Origin of the sequence: Thioalbus denitrificans (genome assembly GCF_003337735.1) — a bacterium.
In the GTDB taxonomy this organism is placed as follows: domain Bacteria; phylum Pseudomonadota; class Gammaproteobacteria; order DSM-26407; family DSM-26407; genus Thioalbus; species Thioalbus denitrificans.
On the sequence record NZ_QPJY01000006.1, the window covers coordinates 68,253 to 89,227 of the forward strand.

A 20,975-nucleotide genomic window follows, 5' to 3' on the forward strand; every position below is an offset into this window, starting at 1 on the left:
GCTCCGGGCCTCACTCCCACTCGATGGTGCCCGGGGGCTTGCCGGTGACGTCGTAGACCACGCGCGAGATGCGCGGGACCTCGTTGACGATGCGCCGCGAGACGTGGTCGAGGAATTCGTAGGGGAGATGGGCCCAGCGGGCGGTCATGAAGTCGATGGTCTCCACTGCGCGCATGGCGACCACGTAGTCGTAGCGGCGCCCGTCGCCGGTCACCCCCACCGACTTCACCGGCAGGAAAACGCAGAAGGCCTGGGAAACCTTGTCGTAGAGGTCGTGGCGGCGCAGCTCCTCGATGAAGATGTGATCCGCCAGCCGCAGGGTGTCGGCGTACGCCTTCTCCACCTCGCCCAGGATCCGCACCCCCAGCCCCGGGCCCGGGAACGGGTGGCGGTAGACCATGTCGTAGGGCAGGCCGAGCTCCACGCCGATCTTGCGCACCTCGTCCTTGAACAGCTCGCGCAGCGGCTCCACCAGCCCCAGCTTCATGTGCTCGGGCAGCCCGCCCACGTTGTGGTGGGACTTGATCACCTTGGCCTTGCCGGTCTTGGAGCCGGCCGACTCGATGACGTCGGGGTAGATGGTGCCCTGGGCCAGCCACTTCACGTTGGCGAGCTTTTCGCTCTCGGCCTCGAACACCTCGATGAAGGTGTTGCCGATGATCTTGCGCTTCCGCTCCGGGTCGCTGACCCCGGCCAGCTTGCCCAGGAACAGATCCTCGGCGTCGACCCGGATCACCTTCACGCCCATGTGCTCGGCGAAGGTGGCCATCACCTGGTCGCCCTCCTGGTGGCGCAGCAGGCCGTTGTCCACGAACACGCAGGTGAGCTGGTCGCCGATGGCCCGGTGCAGCAGCGCCGCCACCACCGAGGAGTCCACCCCGCCGGAGAGCCCCAGCAGCACCTCGTCGCCGCCCACCTGCTCGCGCACCGAGGCGACGGTGTCCTCGATGATGTTGTCCGGCGTCCACAGGGCCTCGCAGCCGCAGATGTCGTGGATGAAGCGGGAGAGAATCCGCGCCCCCTGGCGGGTGTGGGTCACCTCGGGATGGAACTGCACCCCGTAGTAGCCGCGCTCGTCGTCGGCCATGCCGGCCAGCGGCGCGTTGTCGGTCTCGGCGATCACCCTGAAGCCGGGCGGCATCTCGATGACCCGGTCACCGTGGCTCATCCACACGTCCAGCAGGCCGTAGCCCTCGGGCGTGGTGTGGTCCTCGATATCCTTCAGCAGCCGCGAGTGGCCGCGGGCGCGCACCTGGGCGTAGCCGTACTCGTGGTGGCTGGAGGTCTCCACCCGCCCGCCGAGCTGGTGGGCCATGGTCTGCATGCCGTAGCAGATGCCGAGCACCGGCACGCCCAGTCCGAACACCGCCTCCGGCGCCCGCGGCGTCTCCTCGGCGGTGACCGACTCCGGCCCGCCGGAGAGGATCACGCCCCGGGGAGCGAACTCGCGGATGGCCGCGTCGTCCATGTCCCAGGGGTGGATCTCGCAGTAGACCCCCGCCTCGCGCACCCGCCGGGCAATCAGCTGGGTGTACTGGGAACCGAAGTCGAGGATCAGGATCCGGTGCTGGTGGATGTCGGTGCTCATGCGCGGGTTCCGGGTCGGGTCAGTCGATACGGTAATTGGGTGCTTCCTTGGTGATGGTCACGTCATGGACGTGGCTCTCACGGACCCCGGCGTTGGTGATGCGCACGAAACCGGGCTTGGTACGCATCTCGGTGATGTTGTTGCAGCCGGTGTAGCCCATGCTGGCGCGCAGCCCGCCGGTAAGCTGGTGGACGATGGCCAGCACCGTGCCCTTGTAGGGCACCCGGCCCTCGATGCCCTCTGGCACCAGCTTCTCGATGCCCGCGGAGGCATCCTGGAAGTAACGGTCGCTGGAGCCCTGGGTCTGGGCCATCGCCCCCAGGGAGCCCATGCCGCGGTAGGACTTGTAGGAGCGGCCCTGGAACAGCTCCACCTCGCCCGGCGCCTCGTCGGTGCCGGCGAACAGGCCGCCGAGCATCACCGAGTAGCCGCCCGCGGCGATGGCCTTGGCGAAATCGCCGGAGTAACGGATGCCGCCGTCGGCGATGAGCGGCACACCGGTGCCCTCGAGCGCCTCGGCCACGTTGGCCACGGCGGTGATCTGGGGCACGCCCACGCCGGCCACCACGCGGGTGGTGCAGATGGAGCCGGGGCCGATGCCCACCTTCACCGCGTCGGCGCCGGCGGCCACCAGGTCGCGGGCCGCCTCGCCGGTGGCGATGTTGCCGCCGATGACCTGCAGGTCGGGAAACTGCTGCTTGATCCAGGTCACGCGGTTCAGCACGCCCTGGGAATGGCCGTGGGCGGTGTCCACCACCAGTACGTCGACGCCGGCCTCCACCAGCGCCCGCACCCGGTCCTCGGTGTCGCCGCCGGTGCCCACAGCCGCGCCGACGCGGAGACTGCCCTGATCGTCCTTGCAGGCGTAGGGCTTGTCGGTGGCCTTCTGGATGTCCTTGACGGTAATCATGCCGCGCAGCTGGAAGTTGCCGTTGATCACCAGCACCTTCTCGATGCGGTGCTTGTGCAGCAGCGTCATCACCTCCTCGCGGCTGGCGCCCTCGCGTACCGTGATCAGGCGCTCCTTCGGAGTCATGATGGTGGAGACCGGGGCATCCAGCCGGTTCTCGAAGCGCAGATCGCGGTGGGTGACGATGCCCACCAGGTCTTCGCCGTCCACCACCGGCACGCCGGAAATCTGGTAGGAGCGGGTCAGCTCCAGGACCTCGCGGATGCTGGTGTCGGGCGGCACGGTGATGGGATCGATGATCACCCCGCTTTCATACTTCTTGACCAGCCGCACCTGGCGTGCCTGCTCGTCGATGGTCATGTTCTTGTGGATGATGCCGATACCGCCCTCCTGGGCCATGGCGATGGCCATGCGATGCTCGGTCACCGTGTCCATGGCGGCGGAGATGAGCGGCAGATTCAGGCGGATACCACGGGTCAGCTGCGTGGACAGGTCCACTTCCTTGGGCATCACCGTGGAGTGGGCCGGCGCCAGCAGTACGTCGTCGAAGGTAAGTGCTTCCTGGAGAATGCGCATGGAGGGATACCGTCTGGAGGGTGAAAAAATCAAGCTGTGAATTATAAGCCTTGCTGATGAGCCGGTAAACCGCCGGACACGTCCCGGTGACCGCCGTCGGTTGACATACCCGCGGGGACTCGTTAAATACGAGAGCATCTGCCAAGATGCAGACGTGGCGTGCCCAACGCGCCGAATTGCCGGCATTGCCTCCCACCAGCAACCGCCGGCCCAGAAAAACATATAACGATAACAATACGCCCGACACCAGATAGGAGGAGTCATGCAGATCAAAGCCCTGTTCGGGAGCCTGTTCCTGAGCGTCGCCCTCGTGAGCGGCTGCAGTTCCGCCGGCGGCAAGGCACAGGCCGCGGCCCCGGCCGCCAAGCCCGATGCCAGCTATACCCAATCCGACTTCGACCAGGCCCTGGCCGCCGCCGAGGAAGCCCGCGCCAAGGCCGACTCCGTGGGTGGGGAGTGGCGCGACACCCGCCTCATCCTCAAGGAGGCTCAGGAACTCGCGGCCAAGGGCGAGTTCGCCCAGGCCACCAAGCTGGCCGGCACCGCCCGCATGCAGTCCGAGCTCGGCTATCAGCAGGCCGTGTCCCAGGCCGACGCCGGGCCGCGCTTCGGACCCACCGGCAGCGAGACCATGACCCTGAAGAGCGAGTTCGACCGGGCCATGGCCGCCGCCCGCGCGGGCCAGAAGAAGGCCCAGTCGGTGGACAGCGAGTGGCGTGACACCGGCGCCATGATGAAGGAGGCCGAACAGCTGGCGGGCGAGGGCAAGTACGAGGAAGCCATCGCCCTGGCCAAGCAGGCCGCCCAGCAGAGCGCCATGGCCTACTATCAGGGCAGCTCGCAGCAGAACGCCGGCCCCCGCTTCTGAGCCTGGCGGCAGCTCGCAACTGACCGACGGCCCGGCATGTCCGGGCCGTCTCTTTTCCGGGGTACCGCTCCGCGGCCGGGTGCCGGCGCGACCCGACCCCTCGTCTGGCGCGGCCAGCCGATCGCGGCGATCCCGAATGCGCAGTCGCTCACGCTTCGGTAGACTCACACTCCATGATCCCCACCGAATCCAGCCCGCCCGAGCGCATCGTCTACAGTGTCAGCCGGCTCCTGCAGGAGGTCAGACAGCACCTCGAGACCGGCTTTCCGCTCCTGTGGCTCGAGGGCGAAATCTCCAACTTCGCCCGCCCCGCCTCCGGTCACTTCTACTTCACCCTCAAGGACGAAGCGGCGCAGGTGCGCTGCGCCATGTTCCGCAACCGCAACCAGCTGCTGCGGTTCCAGCCCCGCAACGGGCTGCGCATCCTGGTCCGGGCGCGGGTCAGCCTCTACGAGGCCCGGGGCGAGTTCCAGCTCATCATCGAGCACATGGAGGAGGCCGGTGCCGGCGCCCTGCGCCAGGCCTTCGAGGCGCTCAAGGCCAGGCTGGCCGCCGAGGGGCTGTTCGACGCCGCGGACCGACGCCCGTTGCCGTCTCTGCCGCGCCGGCTTGGTGTCATCACCTCGCCCACCGGCGCGGCGATCCGCGACATCCTGAGCGTGCTGGCCCGCCGCTTCCCCGCCCTGCCGGTACTCATCTACCCGGTCCCGGTGCAGGGCGAGGCGGCGGCGCCCGCCATCGTGGAGACACTGCGCCTGGCCGGCGAACGGCAGGAGTGCGATGTGCTCATCCTGGCCCGGGGCGGCGGCTCCCTGGAGGATCTGCAACCCTTCAACGAGGAGAGCGTCGCCCGGGCGATCCGCGCCTGCCCCATCCCCGTGGTTTCCGGGGTGGGGCACGAGGTGGACATCACCATTGCCGATTTCGCCGCCGACCGCAGGGCGCCGACCCCCTCGGCCGCCGCCGAGCTGGTGGTTCCCGACCGGGCCGAGTGGCTCGCCCGCCTGGCGGCGACGGAACGGCGCCTGGGCCGGGTCGCCCATGCCGCGCTGGTCCGGCGCCGGGAGCGGGTGGAGTGGCTGCGCCAGCGGCTGCGGCACCCGGGACAGCGGCTCATCGCCCTGGCGCAGCGGCTGGATGAACTGGAACAGAGAATGGGCCGCGCCCAGGGCCACCTCCTCCAGCGCCGGTCCGCCCGCCTGGCCGAGCTCTCCGCCCACCTGCGCCGGCACGCGCCCCTGCACCGCCTGCACCAGCTCCAGCAGCAGCGCAGCAACCTAATCCTGCGCCTGGAACACGCCTACGCCAACGCCCTCGCCCGGCGCCGGGAGCAACTCGCCGCCCTCGCCCGTGGCCTGCACACCATCAGCCCGCTGGCCACCCTGGAGCGCGGCTACGCCATCGCCACCCGCGCCGACACCGGCGAGATCCTCCGCGATGCCCGCCAGGCGCCGCCGGGCACCATCGTGGAAACCCGCCTGGCTCGTGGCCGGCTGCGGAGCCGGGTGGAGGCTTCGTTGGAAGGGGAAAAAGAAGAATAGACAGGATTTACAGGATTGACGGGATGTTCGTATCAGGTTTTATGTTTTTGGTATTAAGGGGGCCCGGGTGTTGGGGAGCCTGTGCAGACACTCTCCCCGCGAGGTTGACTGGGGCGGAAGCACTCACTTCGTGGCGGCTCTGTTTTTAAGCCAATCTGCGTAATCTGCGGACAAACAGATATCCTTTTTTATCCTGTCAATCCTGTAAATCCTGTCTATTCAAACCAAGCTACTGCAGCGCCTTGGGCAGCGGGAAGACGACGCTCTCGCGGCGGCCGGGGTCTTCCTCCACGGTCTCGGCACCCCAGTGGCGGAGGTGTTCGATGACCCCCTCCACCAGGACCTCCGGGGCGGAGGCGCCGGCGGTGACACCCACCGCCTCGCACCCCTCCAGCCACTCGCGGCGGATCTCCCCGGCGTTGTCCACCAGATAGGCGGGGGTGCCGCGGTTTTCGGCCAGCTCGCGCAGGCGGTTGGAGTTGGAGCTGTTGGGCGAGCCCACCACCAGGATGACGTCACAGCGCCCGGCCAGTTCCTTCACCGCATCCTGGCGGTTCTGGGTGGCGTAGCAGATGTCGTCGTTCTTCGGACCCCGGATGCGGGGAAAACGGGCGCGCAGGGCATCGATGACCCGGGCGGCATCGTCCATCGAGAGGGTGGTCTGGGTGACGAAGGCGAGGTCCTCGGGGTTGCGCACTTCCAGCCGCTCCACGTCCCCGGGCGTCTCCACCAGGTACATGCCGCCGGGGCGATCGTACTGGCCCAGGGTGCCCTCCACCTCCGGGTGGCCGGCATGACCGATGAGCACGCACTCCCGGCCGGCCACGGCGTGGCGCGCCACCTCCAGGTGCACCTTGGTCACCAGCGGGCAGGTGGCATCGAAGACCCGCAGGCCCCGTCCCTTCGCCTCCTCCTGCACGGTCTGGGGCACGCCATGGGCGCTGAAGATGACGATGGCATCCCCCGGCACTTCCTCGAGCTCGTCCACGAACACCGCCCCCCGGCTGCGCAGGCCATCCACCACGAAGCGGTTGTGCACCACCTCGTGGCGCACATAGATGGGCGGCCCGAACACCTCCAGGGCCCGCTCGACAATGGCGATGGCCCGGTCGACACCGGCGCAGAAGCCGCGGGGATTGGCGAGGATGACTTTCATGCGTGAGTGCGTGAGTGCGTGAGTGCGTGAGTGCGTGAGTGCGTGAGTGCGTGAGTGCGGGCGATGATGCCGTTTCCGGTCACCCATCACCAGGAACGGGCGTGGGACTGGTTTCACTGATCCCGGGAGGCCGCCCTATCCCCGTCCCTTCTTCCCTGCCCCCCCGATGATACCCGACAAATTCGCTCACCTACAGGCCCCTGGTATCCCCTCACTCCGGGCAGGCAACCTCCAGCACTTCCACCTCGAAGCGGAGCTGGTGGCCCGCCAGGGGGTGGCTGAAGTCCACCACGATCTGGTCCCCCTCCACCGACTGCACCACGCCGGCCAGCTCTTCGCCGGAGGGGGTGGTGAAGCCGACCACGAGGCCGGGCTCGGGGTCCATCTCCCCCGGAAACCCGGACCGCGCCAGGGTGTGCAGGTTGTCCGGATCGGGATAGCCGTAGCCCTCGCCCGGGCCGATCTCGAACGCCCGGGTCTCCCCCGACCGCAAGCCCTCGAGCGTCCGCTCGATACCTTCCACCAGGGTTCCGTCGCCCACTGTGAACTCCAGCGGCTCGCCGCCGAAGCTGCTCTCCACCAGTGTGCCGTCCTCCAGGTGGATGGCGAAGTGCATCACCACCCGGCACCCGGAACGGATACCTTCGCCCTTCTCGGTCATCTCGACTCCTGATTTTCTAATAGACAGGATTTACAGGAAAAAAAGAAAAATACCTGTTTGTCCGCAGATTACGCCGATTACGCAGATTGGTTGAATACAGAGCCGCCGCGAAGTGAATGCCTCCGTCTCCGCCAACCTCGTGGGGAGTGCGTCTGCACAGACTCCCCCAACACCCGCCTCCTTAATACCCAATACCTAAACCTGATAAAAACATCCTGTTAATCCCGTCAATCCTGTCTATTCGTCTTTTCGTCTGCCGCCCGGCGGCCGCCGAAGAGCCCTTCCCACACCAGCAGGGCCGCCCCCACGGTGATGGCGCTGTCGGCGAGGTTGAAGGCCGGCCAGTGCCAGTCGGCCACGTAGATGTCGATGAAGTCCACCACGTAGCCGTAGACGAGGCGGTCCCAGAGGTTGCCGATGGCGCCGCCGATGACCAGCGCCAGGCCCGCGGCGCTGAGCACCTCGGCGCGGGTCAGCCGCCGCAGCCAGAAGGTCAGCGCGACGCTCAGCGCCAGGGCCAGCAGGCTCAGCCCCCAGCGCTGCCAGCCGCCGGCATTGCTGAGGAAGCTGAACGCTGCGCCGGTGTTGAACATCAGGGTGAGGTTGAAGCCCGGCACCAGCGGCACCGCCTCGTAGGGCGCCAGGCGTTCGAGGGCGAGCCACTTGCTCGCCTGGTCCAGGGCGACGAGCAGCGTCGAGAGCCAGAGCCAGCGCAGCACCTTGGCGCCTCAGGCGAAGCGGCGCTGTTCGCCGGCGCCGGCCACGTTCTCCACGCAGCGGCCGCACAGCTCCGGGTGGTCCGCGTTCGTCCCCACGTCGGCGCGGCGGTGCCAGCAGCGTACGCACTTCTCGTGCCCGCTGCGCCGGGCGAGAATCCAGAGACCCTCGACCTCGCCCGCGGCCACCGCTTCACCGGCACGCTGCGCTGCCGGCTGCACCCGGGCCTCCGAGGTGATGAGCACGAAGCGCAGCTCCTCGCCCAGCTGTTCCAGCTCGCCGGCCAGCGACCCATCGGCATACAGCGTCACCTCGGCGTCCAGCCCGGAGCCGATGGCGCCCTCGTTGCGCAGCCGCTCCAGCTCCTTGTTCACCGCGTCGCGGATCCCCTCCATCCGCTCCCAGAAGTCGCGCCCCAGCACGGTCGCCTCCTCCAGCGGATAGAGCCCTTCGTACCAGGTGGCCAGGAACACCGACTCCTCGCGCGCGCCGGGGATGTGCTGCCAGATCTCCTCGGCGGTGAAGCTGAGGATCGGCGCCAGCCAGCGCACCAGCGCCTCGATGATGTGGTACATGGCCGTCTGCGCCGAGCGCCGCGCGCGGCTGTCGGCCTGGGTGGTGTACTGGCGGTCCTTGATGATGTCGAGATAGAAGGCGCCCAGGTCCACCGCGCAGAAGTTGTGCACCTTCTGGTAGATGACGTGGAACTGGTAGTCGCGGTAGGCCTGCTCCACTTCCTGCTGCAGGCGCCAGGCGCGGTCCACGGCCCAGCGGTCCAGGGCCAGCAGCGCCTCCGGCGGCAGGGTGTCGCGGGCCGGCTCGAAGCCCTTCAGGTTGGCCAGCAGGAAGCGGGCGGTGTTGCGCAGACGCCGGTAGGCGTCGGACATGCGCTTGAGGATCTCGTCGGAGACGCTCATCTCGCCGGCGTAGTCGGTGGAGGCCACCCACAGCCGCAGCACGTCGGCGCCGAGGGTGTCCACCACCTTCTGGGGCGCGATCACGTTGCCCAGGGACTTGGACATCTTGCGGCCCTTGGCGTCCACGGTGAAGCCGTGGGTGAGAACGCCGCGATAGGGCGCCACGCCGCGCATGGCGATGGAGGCCAGCAGCGAGGACTGGAACCAGCCGCGGTGCTGGTCGGAGCCCTCCAGGTAGAGGTCGGCGGGGAAGCCGAGCTCGGGGCGGCGGTCGAGCACGCTGGCATGGGTGGTGCCGGAGTCGAACCAGACATCGAGAATGTCGGTCACTTTTTCGTAATCGGCCGCCGCCTCGCCCAGCAGCTCGGCCGGCTCCAGCTCGAACCAGGCGTCCACGCCCCTCTCCTCCACCCGCGCGGCCACCGCCTCGATGAGCCGCGGCGTGTCGGGATGCAGCTCTCCGGTCACGCGATGGACGAACAGCGCCAGGGGCACGCCCCAGTTGCGCTGGCGGGAGATGCACCAGTCGGGGCGGTTGGCCACCATGCCCTCGATGCGCGCCTGGCCCCAGGCCGGAGTGAAATGGACGTCGCGGATGGCGGCCAGCGCCTGCTCGCGCAGCGCCTCCCGCTCCATGCCGATGAACCACTGGGGAGTGGCGCGGAAGATGATGGGGGTCTTGTGGCGCCAGCAGTGGGGATAGCTGTGGCGGATGGCCTCCACGTGCACCAGGGCGCCGCGGGCCTTGAGCACCTCCACCACGTGGTCGTTGGCCTTCAGCACGTGCTCGCCGGCGAACAGCTCGGTGCCGGGCAGGAAGCAGCCGTCGGGCCCCACCGGGTGGTCCACCTTGAGGCCGTACTTCTGCCCCACCACATAGTCCTCCTGGCCGTGGCCGGGGGCGGTGTGCACCGCGCCGGTCCCCGCCTCCAGGGTCACGTGGTCGCCGAGGATGACCGGCACCTCGCGATCGTAGAAGGGGTGCCGGAGCTTCAGGTGCTCCAGGTCGGCGCCCTTGCAGTAGGCCACCACCCGGTAGCGCTCGATGCCGTAGCGGGCCATGGCGTCCTTCACCATGGCCTCGGCCAGCACCAGCCGCTCGGCACCCTGCCCGCCCTCGGCCTGCACCACCGCGTAGTCGAGGCCGGCGTTGAGCGCCACCGCCTCGTTGGCGGGCAGGGTCCAGGGGGTGGTGGTCCAGATGACCACCGACACCGGCCCGGTGCCTTCGTGCTCCGGCACCGTGTGGCAGCGGGAGAAGAGCGCCGCCTCGTCCAGCACCCGGAAGCGGACATCGATGGCGGGCGAGGTCTTGTCCTCGTACTCCACCTCCGCCTCGGCCAGCGCCGAGCCGCAGTCGGTGCACCAGTGCACCGGCTTGTAGCCCTTGACCACGTGGCCGCGCCCGATGATCCGCCCGAGCGAGCGGATGATGTCCGCCTCGGTGCGGAAATCCATGGTCAGGTAGGGCGCCTTCCAGTCGCCCAGGATCCCCAGGCGCACGAAGTCGCGGCGCTGGCCGTCCACCTGGCCGGCGGCGAACTCGCGGCAGGCCTTGCGGAAGGTGGTGGCGTCCACCTGCTGCCCCACCTTGCCCAGGGTCTGCTCCACCTTGTGCTCGATGGGCAGGCCGTGGCAGTCCCAGCCGGGCACGTAGGGCGAATCGAGCCCCTCCAGGGTACGGGACTTGACGATGATGTCCTTGATGACCTTGTTGACGGCGTGGCCGATGTGGATGTCGCCGTTGGCGTAGGGCGGGCCGTCGTGGAGGATGAACTTCCCGCGCCCGGCGAACGCCTCGCGCTGGCGCGCGTAGAGATCCATCGCCTCCCAGCGGGCCAGCGTCTCCGGCTCCCGCTTGGGCAGATTGCCGCGCATGGGAAAGTCGGTATGGGGGAGGTTCAGCGTCTGCTTGTAATCGGCCACGGCACTCTCACACTGTCCAGTCATTGGGAGGGAACGGGCGTTCCGCCCCCGCATTCATCGCCCGTAACGCTCCCTGAAGAAGGCCCGCGCCTGGTCGGCATCGCGCAGGATCTGCCCCTTCAGGGCCTCGAAGGATTCGAACCGGCGCTCCTCGCGCAGGCGGTGGACGAAATCCACCTGCACGTAGCGCCCGTAGATGTCGCCGCTGAAGTCGAACAGGTGCACCTCCAGCAGGCTGCGGGTCCCGTCCACGGTGGGGCGGGAACCCACGTTCGCCACCCCCGCCACCGGCTCCTCGTCGAGCCCGAACATCTCCACGGCGTAGACGCCCAGCACCGGGGTCTTCTGCCGGTGCAGGTGGATGTTGGCGGTGGGAAAGCCGATGGAGCGGCCGCGCTTGTCGCCATGGGCCACCCGGCCGCACATCCGGTAGGGCCGGCCCAGCAACTTCTCCGCGGCCGCCAGGTCGCCCGCCGCCAGGGCCTCGCGGATGCGGGTGCTGCTCACCCGATCCCCGTCGACCCCGAAGGTGTGCATGTTCACCACCTGGAAACCGCGCTCGTGCCCGGCCGCCTCGAGCATGGCGAAATTGCCGCGACGCCCCGCCCCGAAGTGGAAATCGTCCCCCACCACCAGGTAGCGCACACCCAGCGCGTCCACCAGCAACTCCCGGATGAACGCCTCCGCGGGCATCGCCGCCAGCTCCGCATCGAAGCGCAGGGTGAGCACCCGGTCCACGGCGAATCGCCGCAGGGCCTGGATCTTCTCGCGGAACCGGGTCAGCCGCGCCGGCGCCTGGCCGGGACGGAAGTACTCCAGCGGATAGGGCTCGAAGGTGATGACCATCGACGGCAGCGCCAGCTCCCCGGCCCGCTCCGCCAGCCGCCCCAGGACCGCCTGGTGGCCGAGATGGACGCCATCGAAGTTGCCGATGGTGGCCACGCAGCCCTGGTGCACGGGGCGGAGATTGTGGATGCCGCGGATGAGTTCCATGACCTCGAACCGGATCTGTTCAGCACTGCCCGCCACCGGCATCCCGGAACGGCGCTCAAAAGGGGAAAGTATAAGGGAGTTGCCTTCCCTGTCACAGGTCCTGCGGGTGATGGGTGATGCGTGAGTGCGTGAGTGCGTGAGTGCGTGAGTTCCCTGTTCCCTGTTCCCGAAAGCACCTCCAGGCGTGAAGCAGTGCACTAGGGCGGTGCCCGGAGGTGCCGGGGGCGCAGCCCCGCGGCCCAGGCCGCGCCGAGATAGACAATGACGCCGGCGGCCACCAGCAGCGCCAGCCGGCCCACCCGTTGCAGGCCGCCCCAGGCCAGCCAGGTTTCCGCGGGCGGCGTGAACGCGGCGGACACCGCCGCGAGCGCCACGCAGCCGGCTCCCACCCGCGCCAGCAACAGCGGCCAGCCGGGTTCGGGGCGGTAGACGCCCTGCCGGACCAGGCTCCAGCCCAGCAGAGCGGCGTTGACGAGGGCGGCGATCGAGGTGGCCAGAGCCAGCCCCACGTGCGCCAGCGGCTGTACCAGCAGCAGGCTCAGGAGGAGATTGACCACCAGCGCCGCCACGGCGCAGCGTACGGGTGCGCGCTGTTCCCGGCGGGCGTAATGGCCCGGCGCGAGCACCTTCACGGCGACGAAGCCCACCAGTCCCGCGGCATAGGCCATCAGGCTGCCGGCGGCCATGCGCATGTCGTTCCCGCCGAAGGCCCCGTACTGGAACAGCGTGGTGATCAGCGGCGTGGCCAGCAGAACCAGCCCCAGGGCGGCCGGCGTCCCGATGAAGACCGTCCAGCGCAGCCCCCAGTCGAGCAGACCGGAAAACCGCCGCCCACCGTCGAGGTGGTCGCGCGCCAGCTGCGGCAGAAGGACCGTGGCCAGTGCCAGCCCGAGCACCCCGAGCGGGAACTCCATCAGCCGGTCGGAGTAGTAGAGCCAGGAAACGCTGCCGGTGACGAGGAAGGAGGCGATGAAGGTATCCAGGAGCAGGTTCAGCTGGGTCACGGAAACGCCGATCACCGCCGGCCCCAGGCCGCGGAGGATCCGGCGCACCTCCGGGTCCGCGCGCCGCGGCCGGGGCCGGGGCAACAGCCGCAGCCGGGCCAGGAACGGCAGCTGGAAGGCCAGCTGCAGCCCCCCGCCGAGGAGCACGCCCCAGGCCAGGGCGGTGACCGGCGCATCCAGGCGGGGCGCGAGCCAGAACGCCGCGGCGATGATCGAGAGGTTCAGCAAGGCCGGGGTGAAGGCCGGAACCCAGTAGTTGCCGCAGGTGTTCAGCACCCCACCGGCGCAGGCCGTGAGCGCGATGAACAGCAGGTAGGGAAAGGCGACCCGCAGCATCTCCACCGCCAGGTCCAGCCGCCCCCCCGTGTGGGCGAATCCCGGCGCGAACACCAGGATCAGCAGCGGCGCGGCCACCACCGCGAGGGCGGTGATTCCGAACAGCCACAGGGCCAGCGTTCCCGCCACACGCCCGGCCAGGTCCCGGACCGCGGCGTGGCCGCCATGCTCCCGGGTGGCCGAGAGAACCGGTACGAAGGCGTGGGCAAAGGCGCCCTCGACGAACAGGCGCCGCAACAGGTTGGGAATCTTGAAGGCGACGATGAACGCATCGGCGCCCATCCCGGCACCGAACAGCCGGGCGATGACCATGTCGCGGAGGAATCCCAGCACCCGGGACAGCAGGGTGATGCCACCCACAGAGGCGGTGGTTCGAATCAGGGCGCGGCTCACACCGCTATCGCCAGCTGGTAGGGCGCTCTCAACACACCTGTGTCCTGCCGTGGATAGGTCCGGTCGGTGCGGCTCCCGCCGCGCCGGAATCAAGGGCCGCGGCAGGGATCGGGGAACGTTCCCGCCGGGATCGCAGGAGCCCAAACGGTCATGCCCCTTCTCCTGCAGCCCAAAATCTGGCATCTTACAGCCCTCGGCCCGGAGCTGTCAGCAGCCCGGGGTTCGGTATTGGAATTCAGGGCGTTGACAAACTGTCGTCCAGACGGCATAGTAACGCGCCTTATAGTGAACCCAGACAGTTCAGGAGTAGGACCTTGGCCAACTCGCCTCAAGCCAAAAAACGTGCCCGCCAGGCGGACAAGCGCCGTCTGCTTAATGCCAGCCAGCGCAGCGCCATGCGCACCAGCATCAAGAAGGTGCTGAAGGCCATCTCCGCCGGCGACAAGACCGGAGCCGAGGAGGCCTACAAGACGGCAGTGCCCATGCTCGACCGCATGGCCGGCCGCGGCCTGATTCACAAGAACAAGGCCGCCCGCCACAAGAGCCGCCTGACCAAGCACATCAGGGCCCTCTGAGTCGGCGCCAGCCGACCGGAGCACAAAAAAACCGGCGCTTCGCCGGTTTTTTTGTGCCTTTCCGCCTTCGCCACGGGACCATCCCCGGCTCAGCTCATGACCAGGTTGTCCCGGTGGATCAGCTCGGGCTCGTCCACGTAGCCGAGAATGGACTCGATGGCGTCGCTGGGTCTGCCCATGATGCGGCGCGACTCCGCGGCACTGTAGTTCACCAGGCCGCGGGCGATCTCGCGCCCGTCCGGGGCGACGCAGGCCACCATTTCGCCGCGGACGAAATCCCCCTCGACCGCCGTGACGCCGACGGCCAACAGGCTGCGGCCCGAGGTCTGCAGCACCCGCACGGCCCCCTCGTCGAGCACCAGCCGGCCCCGCATGCGCAGATGGCTGGCAATCCAGCGCTTGCGCGCGGCCATGGGCTCCTCCGCCGGCAGCAGCAGGGTGCCCACCTCCTCCGCCGCCCCCACCCGCTGCAGCACATCGGGCTCGCGGCCGCCCACGATGACCGTCGCGGCGCCGGAACGGGCCGCCAGCCGCGCCGCCTTCAGCTTCGTCTGCATTCCGCCCCGGCCCAGCTCCCCGGCACTGCCGCCCGCCATGGCGTCGAGCGCCGGATCGCCCGCCCGGCCCTGCCGCACCAGGGTCGCGTCGGCGAATCTGCGCGGATCCCGGTCGAACAGGCCCGACTGGTCGGTCAGGATGACCAGCAGCTCGGCCTCGATCAGGTTGGCCACCAGCGCGGCGAGGGTATCGTTGTCACCGAACCGGATCTCGTCGTTGGCAACCGTGTCGTTCTCGTTGACGACCGGCACCACGCCCAGGTCGATCAGCGTCCACAGGGTGCTGCGGGCGTTCAAATAGCGCTCGCGATCGGAGAGGTCCTCGCGGGTGAGAAGCACCTGTGCCGTATGCAGCCCATGGCGCTGGAAGCAGCTCTCGTAGGTCTGCACCAGGCCCATCTGCCCCACCGCCGCCGCCGCCTGCAGCTCGTGCAGGGCCTTTGGTCGCTGGCGCAGTCCGAGCCGCTGCATGCCGGCGGCCACGGCTCCGGAGGAGACCAGCACCACCTCGATGCCGTCCGCGCGCAGGGCGGCGATCTGCTCCACCCAGCCGGCGATCGCCTCGCGGTCCAGGCGCCGGCCATTGTCGGTCAGGAGCGCACTGCCGATCTTCACCACCCAGCGGCGCGCGGTCTTGAGTGCGAAACGGCTTTTCATGAACTCAGTCGTCCTCGGCGGAGTCCGGCTCTTCCCCGGGGGCGCCCCGCTCCCGGGTCACGCCCTCGTCCTGCTGGAGTTTCAGCTCCTCCAGGCGGCTCATCACCTGCTGCACCAGCAGGCGCGTCCCCTCGCCGACGGCCGCCGAGATGAAAAACACGGGGCCACTCCAGCCGATGGACTCCACCAGCGCCCGGCAGCGGGACTCGCGCTCATCCGCCGGCAGGAGATCGATCTTGTTCAACACCAGCCAGCGCTCCCGCCCGGCCAGTTCGGGGCTGAACTTCTCCAGTTCGGCGACGATGCCCCGCACCGCGGCGACCGGATCGGACCCGTCGGGCGGGAGCACATCCACCAGGTGCAGCAACAGGCGCGTGCGGGAGAGGTGCTTGAGGAAACGGACACCCAGCCCGGCCCCCTCGGCGGCACCCTCGATCAAGCCGGGAATATCGGCCATCACGAAGCTGCGCTGGGCGTCCACGCGGACCACGCCGAGGTTGGGATAGAGGGTGGTGAAGGGGTAGTCAGCCACCTTCGGGCGCGCGGCGGACACGGCACTGATCAGGGTGGACTTGCCCGCGTTGGGCAGTCCGAGCAGCCCCACGTCGGCCAGCAGCTTCAGCTCCAGGCGCAGGTTGCGCACCTCGCCCGGGCTACCCGGCGTGGTCTGGCGGGGAGCCCGGTTGGTACTGCTCTTGAAGCGGGTGTTGCCGAGACCGTGGTAGCCGCCCTGGGCGACCAGCAGCCGCTGTTCCGCGGCCACCAGGTCCCCGATCAACTCGCCGGTGTCCACGTCGAAGACCTGGGTACCCACCGGAACCGGAATGATGCGGTCCTCTCCGCTGCGCCCGGTGCAGTTGGCGCCGCGGCCCGGCTCCCCGCTCTGGGCCCGCCAGGCACGCACGTAGCGGAAATCCACCAGGGTGTTGATGTTGGCGTCGGCGAGCAGGTAGACGCTGCCGCCGTCACCGCCGTCGCCACCGTCGGGCCCGCCCTTGGGAATGTATTTCTCACGACGAAAGCTCAGGCAGCCGTTGCCGCCCTTGCCCGCCTCCACCCGGATGGTGGCCTCGTCGACGAACTTCATTCCCGCATCCCCAGTCGTAGCCCAGTGTAGTGCGTCGCAATCGGGGCCCAGGCAGCGAATCGCCGCAGGGTCCGCCGCCGGGCGCCCGCGGCACGGGAGCGGCAGCCCCCTTGCAGGCGAGCGCAATAGCGCAGGCAAGGGTGAATCGACCACAAAAAACCCCGTCATGGACGGGGCTTTTTCAGGCCGACCTGTCAGATGGACCTCAGTCGGCCACCACGCTCACGAACTTGCGCTGGCGCGGCCCCTTCACTTCGAACACCACGCGACCGGGGGCGGTGGCGAACAGGGTGTGGTCGCGGCCGCAGCCCACGTTGTTTCCCGGGTGGAAATGGGTGCCGCGCTGGCGGACGATGATGCTGCCGGCCTCCACGGCCTGGCCGCCGTAACGCTTCACGCCAAGACGCTTGGACTCGGAGTCGCGGCCGTTGCGGCTGCTGCCGCCTGCCTTTTTATGAGCCATGGGGTATTCCTCGCTCTATTCTCTTAACCGGCGTTGATCCCGGTAATCTCAACCTCGGTGAACCACTGGCGGTGGCCCATCTGCTTCCGATAGTGCTTGCGACGACGGAATTTCACGATGTGCACCTTGTCCGCACGACCGTGCGCCTTGACCGTGGCGCTCACCTTGCCGCCATCGAGGTAGGGCGCACCGATATTCACTGTCTCGCCGTCGGCCACCATCAGCACCTTGTCGAAGTCCAAGCTGGCGCCCGCCTCGGCGTCGAGCTTCTCGACCCGCAGGGTATCGCCTTCGCTCACCCGGTACTGCTTCCCGCCGCTCATGATAACCGCGTACATAACCTGAAGTTCTCCATCAACGCCCGCACGGATCGGTACGGGACATCAGCAAACCTGCCGGAAAAACGGCAATTCTATGCAAACTCGGCCCCGCTGGCAAGCCTCCGCAGCAAACGCAGACGGCGCCCCGGAGGGCGCCGTCCACTGCTCGTCTGCCGCGTGTCGTTACTTGGTGATGACCTGCACCTCGACGCGGCGGTTCTGGGCGCGGCCTTCCTTGGTGCGGTTGTCAGCCACCGGCTGGCTTTCGCCCATGCCCTTCACGTTCATCAGGGAGCGGGACACACCCTTGCCGGCCAGATAGTCGGCCACGGCACCGGCGCGACGCTCGGAGAGCTTCTGGTTGTAGGCCTCGCTGCCGATGCTGTCGGTGTGGCCGGTCACGTTGACCTGGCGCACGTACTCGGCGTTGTCGTTGATGGAACGGGCACCGCGATCCAGGGCCTCGATGGCGCCGGGTTTCAGGTCGGCCTTGTCGAAGTCGAAGAAGGCGTCACCCACGACGATGGTGGGAATCACCGGGGCAGGCTTCGGCTCCGGAGCGGGAGCCGGGGCCTCGGCCATGGGGGCGGGGCCACCGCACTCCACGGGCAGGCTCTCCACGCCACCGTAGCTGTCCACCCAGCACTCACCATAGGGATTCATCCAGATGGTCTTGCTGCTGTCGAGGACGGGCGCCGCAGCAGCTCCGCCCACCAGGGCCATCATCGCCAGTCCGGCGGCAGTGGTCACCACCTTGCTCATATTTTTCTTGATCATCACTGTATAGCCTCCTTTCTAGGCGGGCAGCGGTAAAACATGGTTGATGTAGTTTACTTCAGGTCTCAGCACTGTCTCAAACGCCAATGCTTTACGTTATGCATCAGCAACATTACAACAGTTGTGTCACCGAGGCATCACCTTTGCGAAAAGGATACACCAATGCAGGAGTGATCTCGGTTAATTTTTGTGTACGTTACCTATAGCGCAGCTTATCGTCGCCGTCCATCTCCGGCCACCCGGGCGAGGCCCGGACCCGCTCCCCCGGTTGTTGGGGAAACCGGTTTTTTTGTGACAAAATCTGATACATTCAAGATAGTAAAGCGAAGGGAGCACCCGAACTTGAGGATTGCACTGCTTGAGGATGACGAGGATCAGTCGCGGCTGATCGAACTCTGGCTCACCGAGGCAGGCCATACCGTCCACGGCTGCACCACCGGGGCGGACTTTCAACGCTCTGTCCGCAACAGCAGCTTCGATCTGCTGATCATCGACTGGCTGCTGCCGGACACCAGCGGCATAGAGGTTCTGGACTGGGTCAGGGAGTACGTGGACCGCCAGGTGCCGGTGCTGTTCGTCACCGTTCGCGACAGTGAAGAGGACATCGTCCGCGCACTCTCCCACGGCGCCGACGACTACATGATCAAGCCGGTGCGGCGAATGGAACTGCTGGCCCGGATCAGCGCGCTCGGGCGGCGCACCCAGCCCCAGCCCGATTTGCACGACCTGACATTCGGGGTCTACCACCTCAATGTCACCGAGCGCACGGTCAACTATCAGGACGCGGAAGTACAGCTGACCCCCAAGGAGTTCGAACTCGCCCTGTTCCTGTTCCGCAATGCGGGGCGGCTCCTCTCCCGCGGCCACATACTCGAGAGTGTGTGGGGACGGCGTCCGGACCTGAACACCCGAACGGTGGATACCCATATCAGCCGGCTGCGCCGCAAGCTCAACCTGGAACCGGAAAACGGCTGCCGGCTCACCGCGGTCTATCATCACGGCTACCGCCTGGAGTTCCTCAACGAGAACCAGGAAGAGACCGCCTAGCAGCCTGTCGGACTTGAGCGATCGTAGCGAGCCGAGTGGGAAAGCGAGGACAGATCGGGCCGATTTTGAGGCGCATAGTGGGTCTATGTAACGAAAAATCGGTCCCATATGGACCGCTCTCCCGCCGGCGCCCCATGGACCCGACACGCCGAGGCGCCGTCAGCTCAGATCCAGCAGCTTGCGCACCGCCAGCCCGGCCAGGGTCAGCCCGAAGAGGGCCGGCAGATAGCTGATGGTACCGTTCACCGCCCGGTCACGCCCTTGCCCGGTAGGCTCCGGCGGCAGGGGCGGCAGGGGGGATTCCACCGAGTACACCGCCCTGACGCCCGGCCCCACCCCGCGTCGACGCAGGCGCTTGCGCAGATGGCGGGCAAGGGGGCAGATCTCGGTTTCGTAGAGGTCTCCGACCCGGATGCGGGTCGGGTCGAGTCGCCCGCCGGCGCCCATGCTCGATGCCACCGGGATGCCGCTCTTCCAGGCCACCTCCACCAGGGCGGTCTTGCAGTTGAGACTGTCGATGGCATCGATGACGAAATCGAATCCCGGCGCCAGGAGCCCCGGCATGTCATCGGGACGGATGAAAGCATCCACCAGGGTCAGGTCGCAGGCCGGATTGATGTCCCGTACCCGCGCCCCGAGCACCTCCACTTTCTTCTCCCCCACCGTGGAGCCCAGCGCCGGCAGCTGCCGGTTCAGGTTGGAGGCGGCCACCCGGTCATGGTCCACCAGCGTCAGGTTTCCCACCCCGGCCCGCGCCAGCGCCTCGACGCAGTAGGAGCCCACCCCCCCGAGCCCCGCCAGCAGCACCCGCGCCGAACGCAGCCGCGCCACCCCCTCGTCACCCACCAGGATATGGGTCCGCTCGAACAATCCCTGATAGTCGGTCATTTTTTTCTGGAATAGACAGGATTTACAGGATGTACAGGATTATTCCGGGAATGCCCCTGTTGCCGGGATGCAAGACATACCCCACCCCGGAGCGCATGCAGAACCGCCGTGAGTCCGACCGGGCGCATGCTCACTCGCCGGACTCAAGAGCAGGTCCTTCATCTTCATGGTCCCCATAATCCGAGCGATGCATCCTATTTACCTTAAATCCTGTCAATCCTGTAAATCCTGTCTATTCAATAAATCAGATCCCGAACAGCGCCCGGGCGTTGGCGGTGGTGTAGGCGGCCACCTCCTCCGGGTCCTCGCCGCGGACTTCCGCCACGACACGCAGGATCTCCGGGAGGTTGAGCGGGGTGTTGCGCTCGCCGTGGTGGCCGGCGGGGGGCATGTCGGGAGCGTCGGTCTCCAGTACGATGGCCTCCCGGGGCAGCGCCCTGAGCACGTCCCGCAGCTTGCGGGCCCGGGCATGGGTCACGGCCCCGCCGAAGCCGAGCCGGAGGCCGAGATCCACATAGCGCCGGGCCTGGACCAGGCTGCCGCTGAAGGCGTGGGCCACGCCGCCGGGCGGATGGCCACGCCGGCGCAGGATGCTGTAGACCGCGTCATGGGCCTTGCGCACGTGCAGAATGACCGGCAGTGCGGCGTCACGGGCGATGTCGAGCTGGGCCTCGAACAGGCGCTTCTGCCCCTCCGGTTCCGTGGCCCCCGGGTAGTGATCGATCCCGATCTCGCCGATGGCCACCAGGGGCTCCCGCGCCACCCGCTCCGCCAGCGCATCCAGGTGCTCCGGGCGGTGCTCGCCGATGAACCAGGGATGCAGCCCCAGCGCTGGGTGGAGCCGCCCCGAGGTCTTCGCAACCGCCAGCAGGACGTCCCAGCCCGAGGCCGTCACCCCCGGCAGCACCAGGGCCCGGATGCCCCGCTCGGCACAGCCGGCCAGCACCGACTCCCGGTCGGGATCGAACGCCGACGCATCCAGGTGGCAGTGGGTATCAATCAGGTCCATTTGGATGGC

The 20,975-nt window shown here is 68.0% G+C and carries 19 protein-coding genes; 4 read left to right on the forward strand and 15 right to left on the reverse strand.

The genetic code is table 11. The features are described from left to right. Nucleotides 1-10: 10 nt before the first annotated feature. Together guaA and guaB are read right to left on the reverse strand one after the other, a co-directional pair. The gene (guaA, locus tag DFQ59_RS12475; RefSeq protein ID WP_114280048.1) at nucleotides 11-1,588 is read right to left on the reverse strand and encodes a glutamine-hydrolyzing GMP synthase; all 1,578 of its coding nucleotides are present in this window, start codon (nucleotides 1,586-1,588) and stop codon (nucleotides 11-13) included. Between the two features lie 19 nt (nucleotides 1,589-1,607). Beyond that, nucleotides 1,608-3,074, reverse strand: a complete 1,467-nt coding sequence (gene guaB, locus DFQ59_RS12480) for an IMP dehydrogenase (protein ID WP_114280049.1) — start codon at nucleotides 3,072-3,074, stop codon at nucleotides 1,608-1,610. Between the two features lie 262 nt (nucleotides 3,075-3,336). Between guaB and DFQ59_RS12485 the strand changes: the two genes are divergently transcribed. Both DFQ59_RS12485 and xseA read left to right on the forward strand, forming a co-directional pair. Further along, nucleotides 3,337-3,942: a hypothetical protein gene (locus DFQ59_RS12485; RefSeq protein ID WP_114280050.1), complete on the forward strand. Its 606-nt coding sequence runs from the start codon at nucleotides 3,337-3,339 to the stop codon at nucleotides 3,940-3,942. Nucleotides 3,943-4,115: 173 nt separating this feature from the next. Next, nucleotides 4,116-5,483 (forward strand): exodeoxyribonuclease VII large subunit, encoded by a 1,368-nt coding sequence (xseA, locus tag DFQ59_RS12490; protein WP_114280051.1) that lies wholly within the window; start codon nucleotides 4,116-4,118, stop codon nucleotides 5,481-5,483. Nucleotides 5,484-5,712: 229 nt separating this feature from the next. On the opposite strand, the gene ispH is transcribed toward xseA, so the two are convergent. The 6 genes from ispH to murJ all read right to left on the reverse strand — a co-directional run bounded on the left by ispH (nucleotide 5,713) and on the right by murJ (nucleotide 13,586). Beyond that, entirely contained in the window at nucleotides 5,713-6,639 is a 927-nt protein-coding gene (gene ispH / locus DFQ59_RS12495; protein WP_114280052.1) for a 4-hydroxy-3-methylbut-2-enyl diphosphate reductase, read from the reverse strand. Nucleotides 6,640-6,850: 211 nt separating this feature from the next. After that, on the reverse strand, nucleotides 6,851-7,300 hold the full coding sequence (locus DFQ59_RS12500) for an FKBP-type peptidyl-prolyl cis-trans isomerase (RefSeq protein ID WP_114280053.1): 450 nt from the start codon (nucleotides 7,298-7,300) through the stop codon (nucleotides 6,851-6,853). 227 nt (nucleotides 7,301-7,527) lie between these two features. After that, nucleotides 7,528-8,019 (reverse strand): signal peptidase II, encoded by a 492-nt coding sequence (lspA, locus tag DFQ59_RS12505; protein ID WP_114280054.1) that lies wholly within the window; start codon nucleotides 8,017-8,019, stop codon nucleotides 7,528-7,530. Nucleotides 8,020-8,028: 9 nt separating this feature from the next. Next, a complete protein-coding gene (ileS, locus tag DFQ59_RS12510; protein WP_114280055.1) occupies nucleotides 8,029-10,860 on the reverse strand; it encodes an isoleucine--tRNA ligase in 2,832 nt (943 codons plus the stop codon). A 54-nt stretch (nucleotides 10,861-10,914) separates the two neighbouring features. Then, nucleotides 10,915-11,853 (reverse strand): bifunctional riboflavin kinase/FAD synthetase, encoded by a 939-nt coding sequence (gene ribF, locus DFQ59_RS12515; protein WP_114280194.1) that lies wholly within the window; start codon nucleotides 11,851-11,853, stop codon nucleotides 10,915-10,917. A gap of 197 nt (nucleotides 11,854-12,050) precedes the next feature. After that, nucleotides 12,051-13,586: a murein biosynthesis integral membrane protein MurJ gene (gene murJ, locus DFQ59_RS12520; protein WP_245937270.1), complete on the reverse strand. Its 1,536-nt coding sequence runs from the start codon at nucleotides 13,584-13,586 to the stop codon at nucleotides 12,051-12,053. 314 nt (nucleotides 13,587-13,900) lie between these two features. On the opposite strand from murJ, the gene rpsT reads away from it, so the two are divergent. Next, nucleotides 13,901-14,161, forward strand: coding sequence for a 30S ribosomal protein S20 (rpsT, locus tag DFQ59_RS12525; RefSeq protein WP_114280057.1), 261 nt, complete (start codon nucleotides 13,901-13,903; stop codon nucleotides 14,159-14,161). An 89-nt stretch (nucleotides 14,162-14,250) separates the two neighbouring features. Here the strand turns inward: rpsT and proB are convergent, their stop codons facing one another. From proB to DFQ59_RS12550, 5 genes are all read right to left on the reverse strand, one after another. Next, nucleotides 14,251-15,375, reverse strand: a complete 1,125-nt coding sequence (proB, locus tag DFQ59_RS12530; protein WP_114280058.1) for a glutamate 5-kinase — start codon at nucleotides 15,373-15,375, stop codon at nucleotides 14,251-14,253. A 4-nt stretch (nucleotides 15,376-15,379) separates the two neighbouring features. Beyond that, entirely contained in the window at nucleotides 15,380-16,462 is a 1,083-nt protein-coding gene (cgtA, locus tag DFQ59_RS12535) for an Obg family GTPase CgtA (protein WP_114280059.1), read from the reverse strand. 205 nt (nucleotides 16,463-16,667) lie between these two features. Next, nucleotides 16,668-16,925 carry a 50S ribosomal protein L27 gene (gene rpmA, locus DFQ59_RS12540; protein ID WP_114280060.1) on the reverse strand — a complete coding sequence of 86 codons (258 nt, stop codon included), beginning with the start codon at nucleotides 16,923-16,925 and terminating at the stop codon, nucleotides 16,668-16,670. A 23-nt stretch (nucleotides 16,926-16,948) separates the two neighbouring features. Next, a complete protein-coding gene (gene rplU, locus DFQ59_RS12545; RefSeq protein WP_114280061.1) occupies nucleotides 16,949-17,263 on the reverse strand; it encodes a 50S ribosomal protein L21 in 315 nt (104 codons plus the stop codon). Nucleotides 17,264-17,428: 165 nt separating this feature from the next. Beyond that, the gene (locus tag DFQ59_RS12550) at nucleotides 17,429-18,022 is read right to left on the reverse strand and encodes an OmpA family protein (RefSeq protein WP_114280062.1); all 594 of its coding nucleotides are present in this window, start codon (nucleotides 18,020-18,022) and stop codon (nucleotides 17,429-17,431) included. A 342-nt stretch (nucleotides 18,023-18,364) separates the two neighbouring features. On the opposite strand from DFQ59_RS12550, the gene DFQ59_RS12555 reads away from it, so the two are divergent. Continuing rightward, nucleotides 18,365-19,069, forward strand: a complete 705-nt coding sequence (locus DFQ59_RS12555) for a response regulator transcription factor (protein WP_114280063.1) — start codon at nucleotides 18,365-18,367, stop codon at nucleotides 19,067-19,069. A gap of 159 nt (nucleotides 19,070-19,228) precedes the next feature. Here DFQ59_RS12555 and DFQ59_RS12560 read toward each other — a convergent pair whose 3' ends face one another. Beyond that, nucleotides 19,229-19,957, reverse strand: a complete 729-nt coding sequence (locus DFQ59_RS12560) for a tRNA threonylcarbamoyladenosine dehydratase (RefSeq protein WP_114280064.1) — start codon at nucleotides 19,955-19,957, stop codon at nucleotides 19,229-19,231. 244 nt (nucleotides 19,958-20,201) lie between these two features. Next, on the reverse strand, nucleotides 20,202-20,966 hold the full coding sequence (locus DFQ59_RS12565) for a TatD family hydrolase (protein WP_114280065.1): 765 nt from the start codon (nucleotides 20,964-20,966) through the stop codon (nucleotides 20,202-20,204). Between the last annotated feature and the right edge of the window lie 9 nt (nucleotides 20,967-20,975).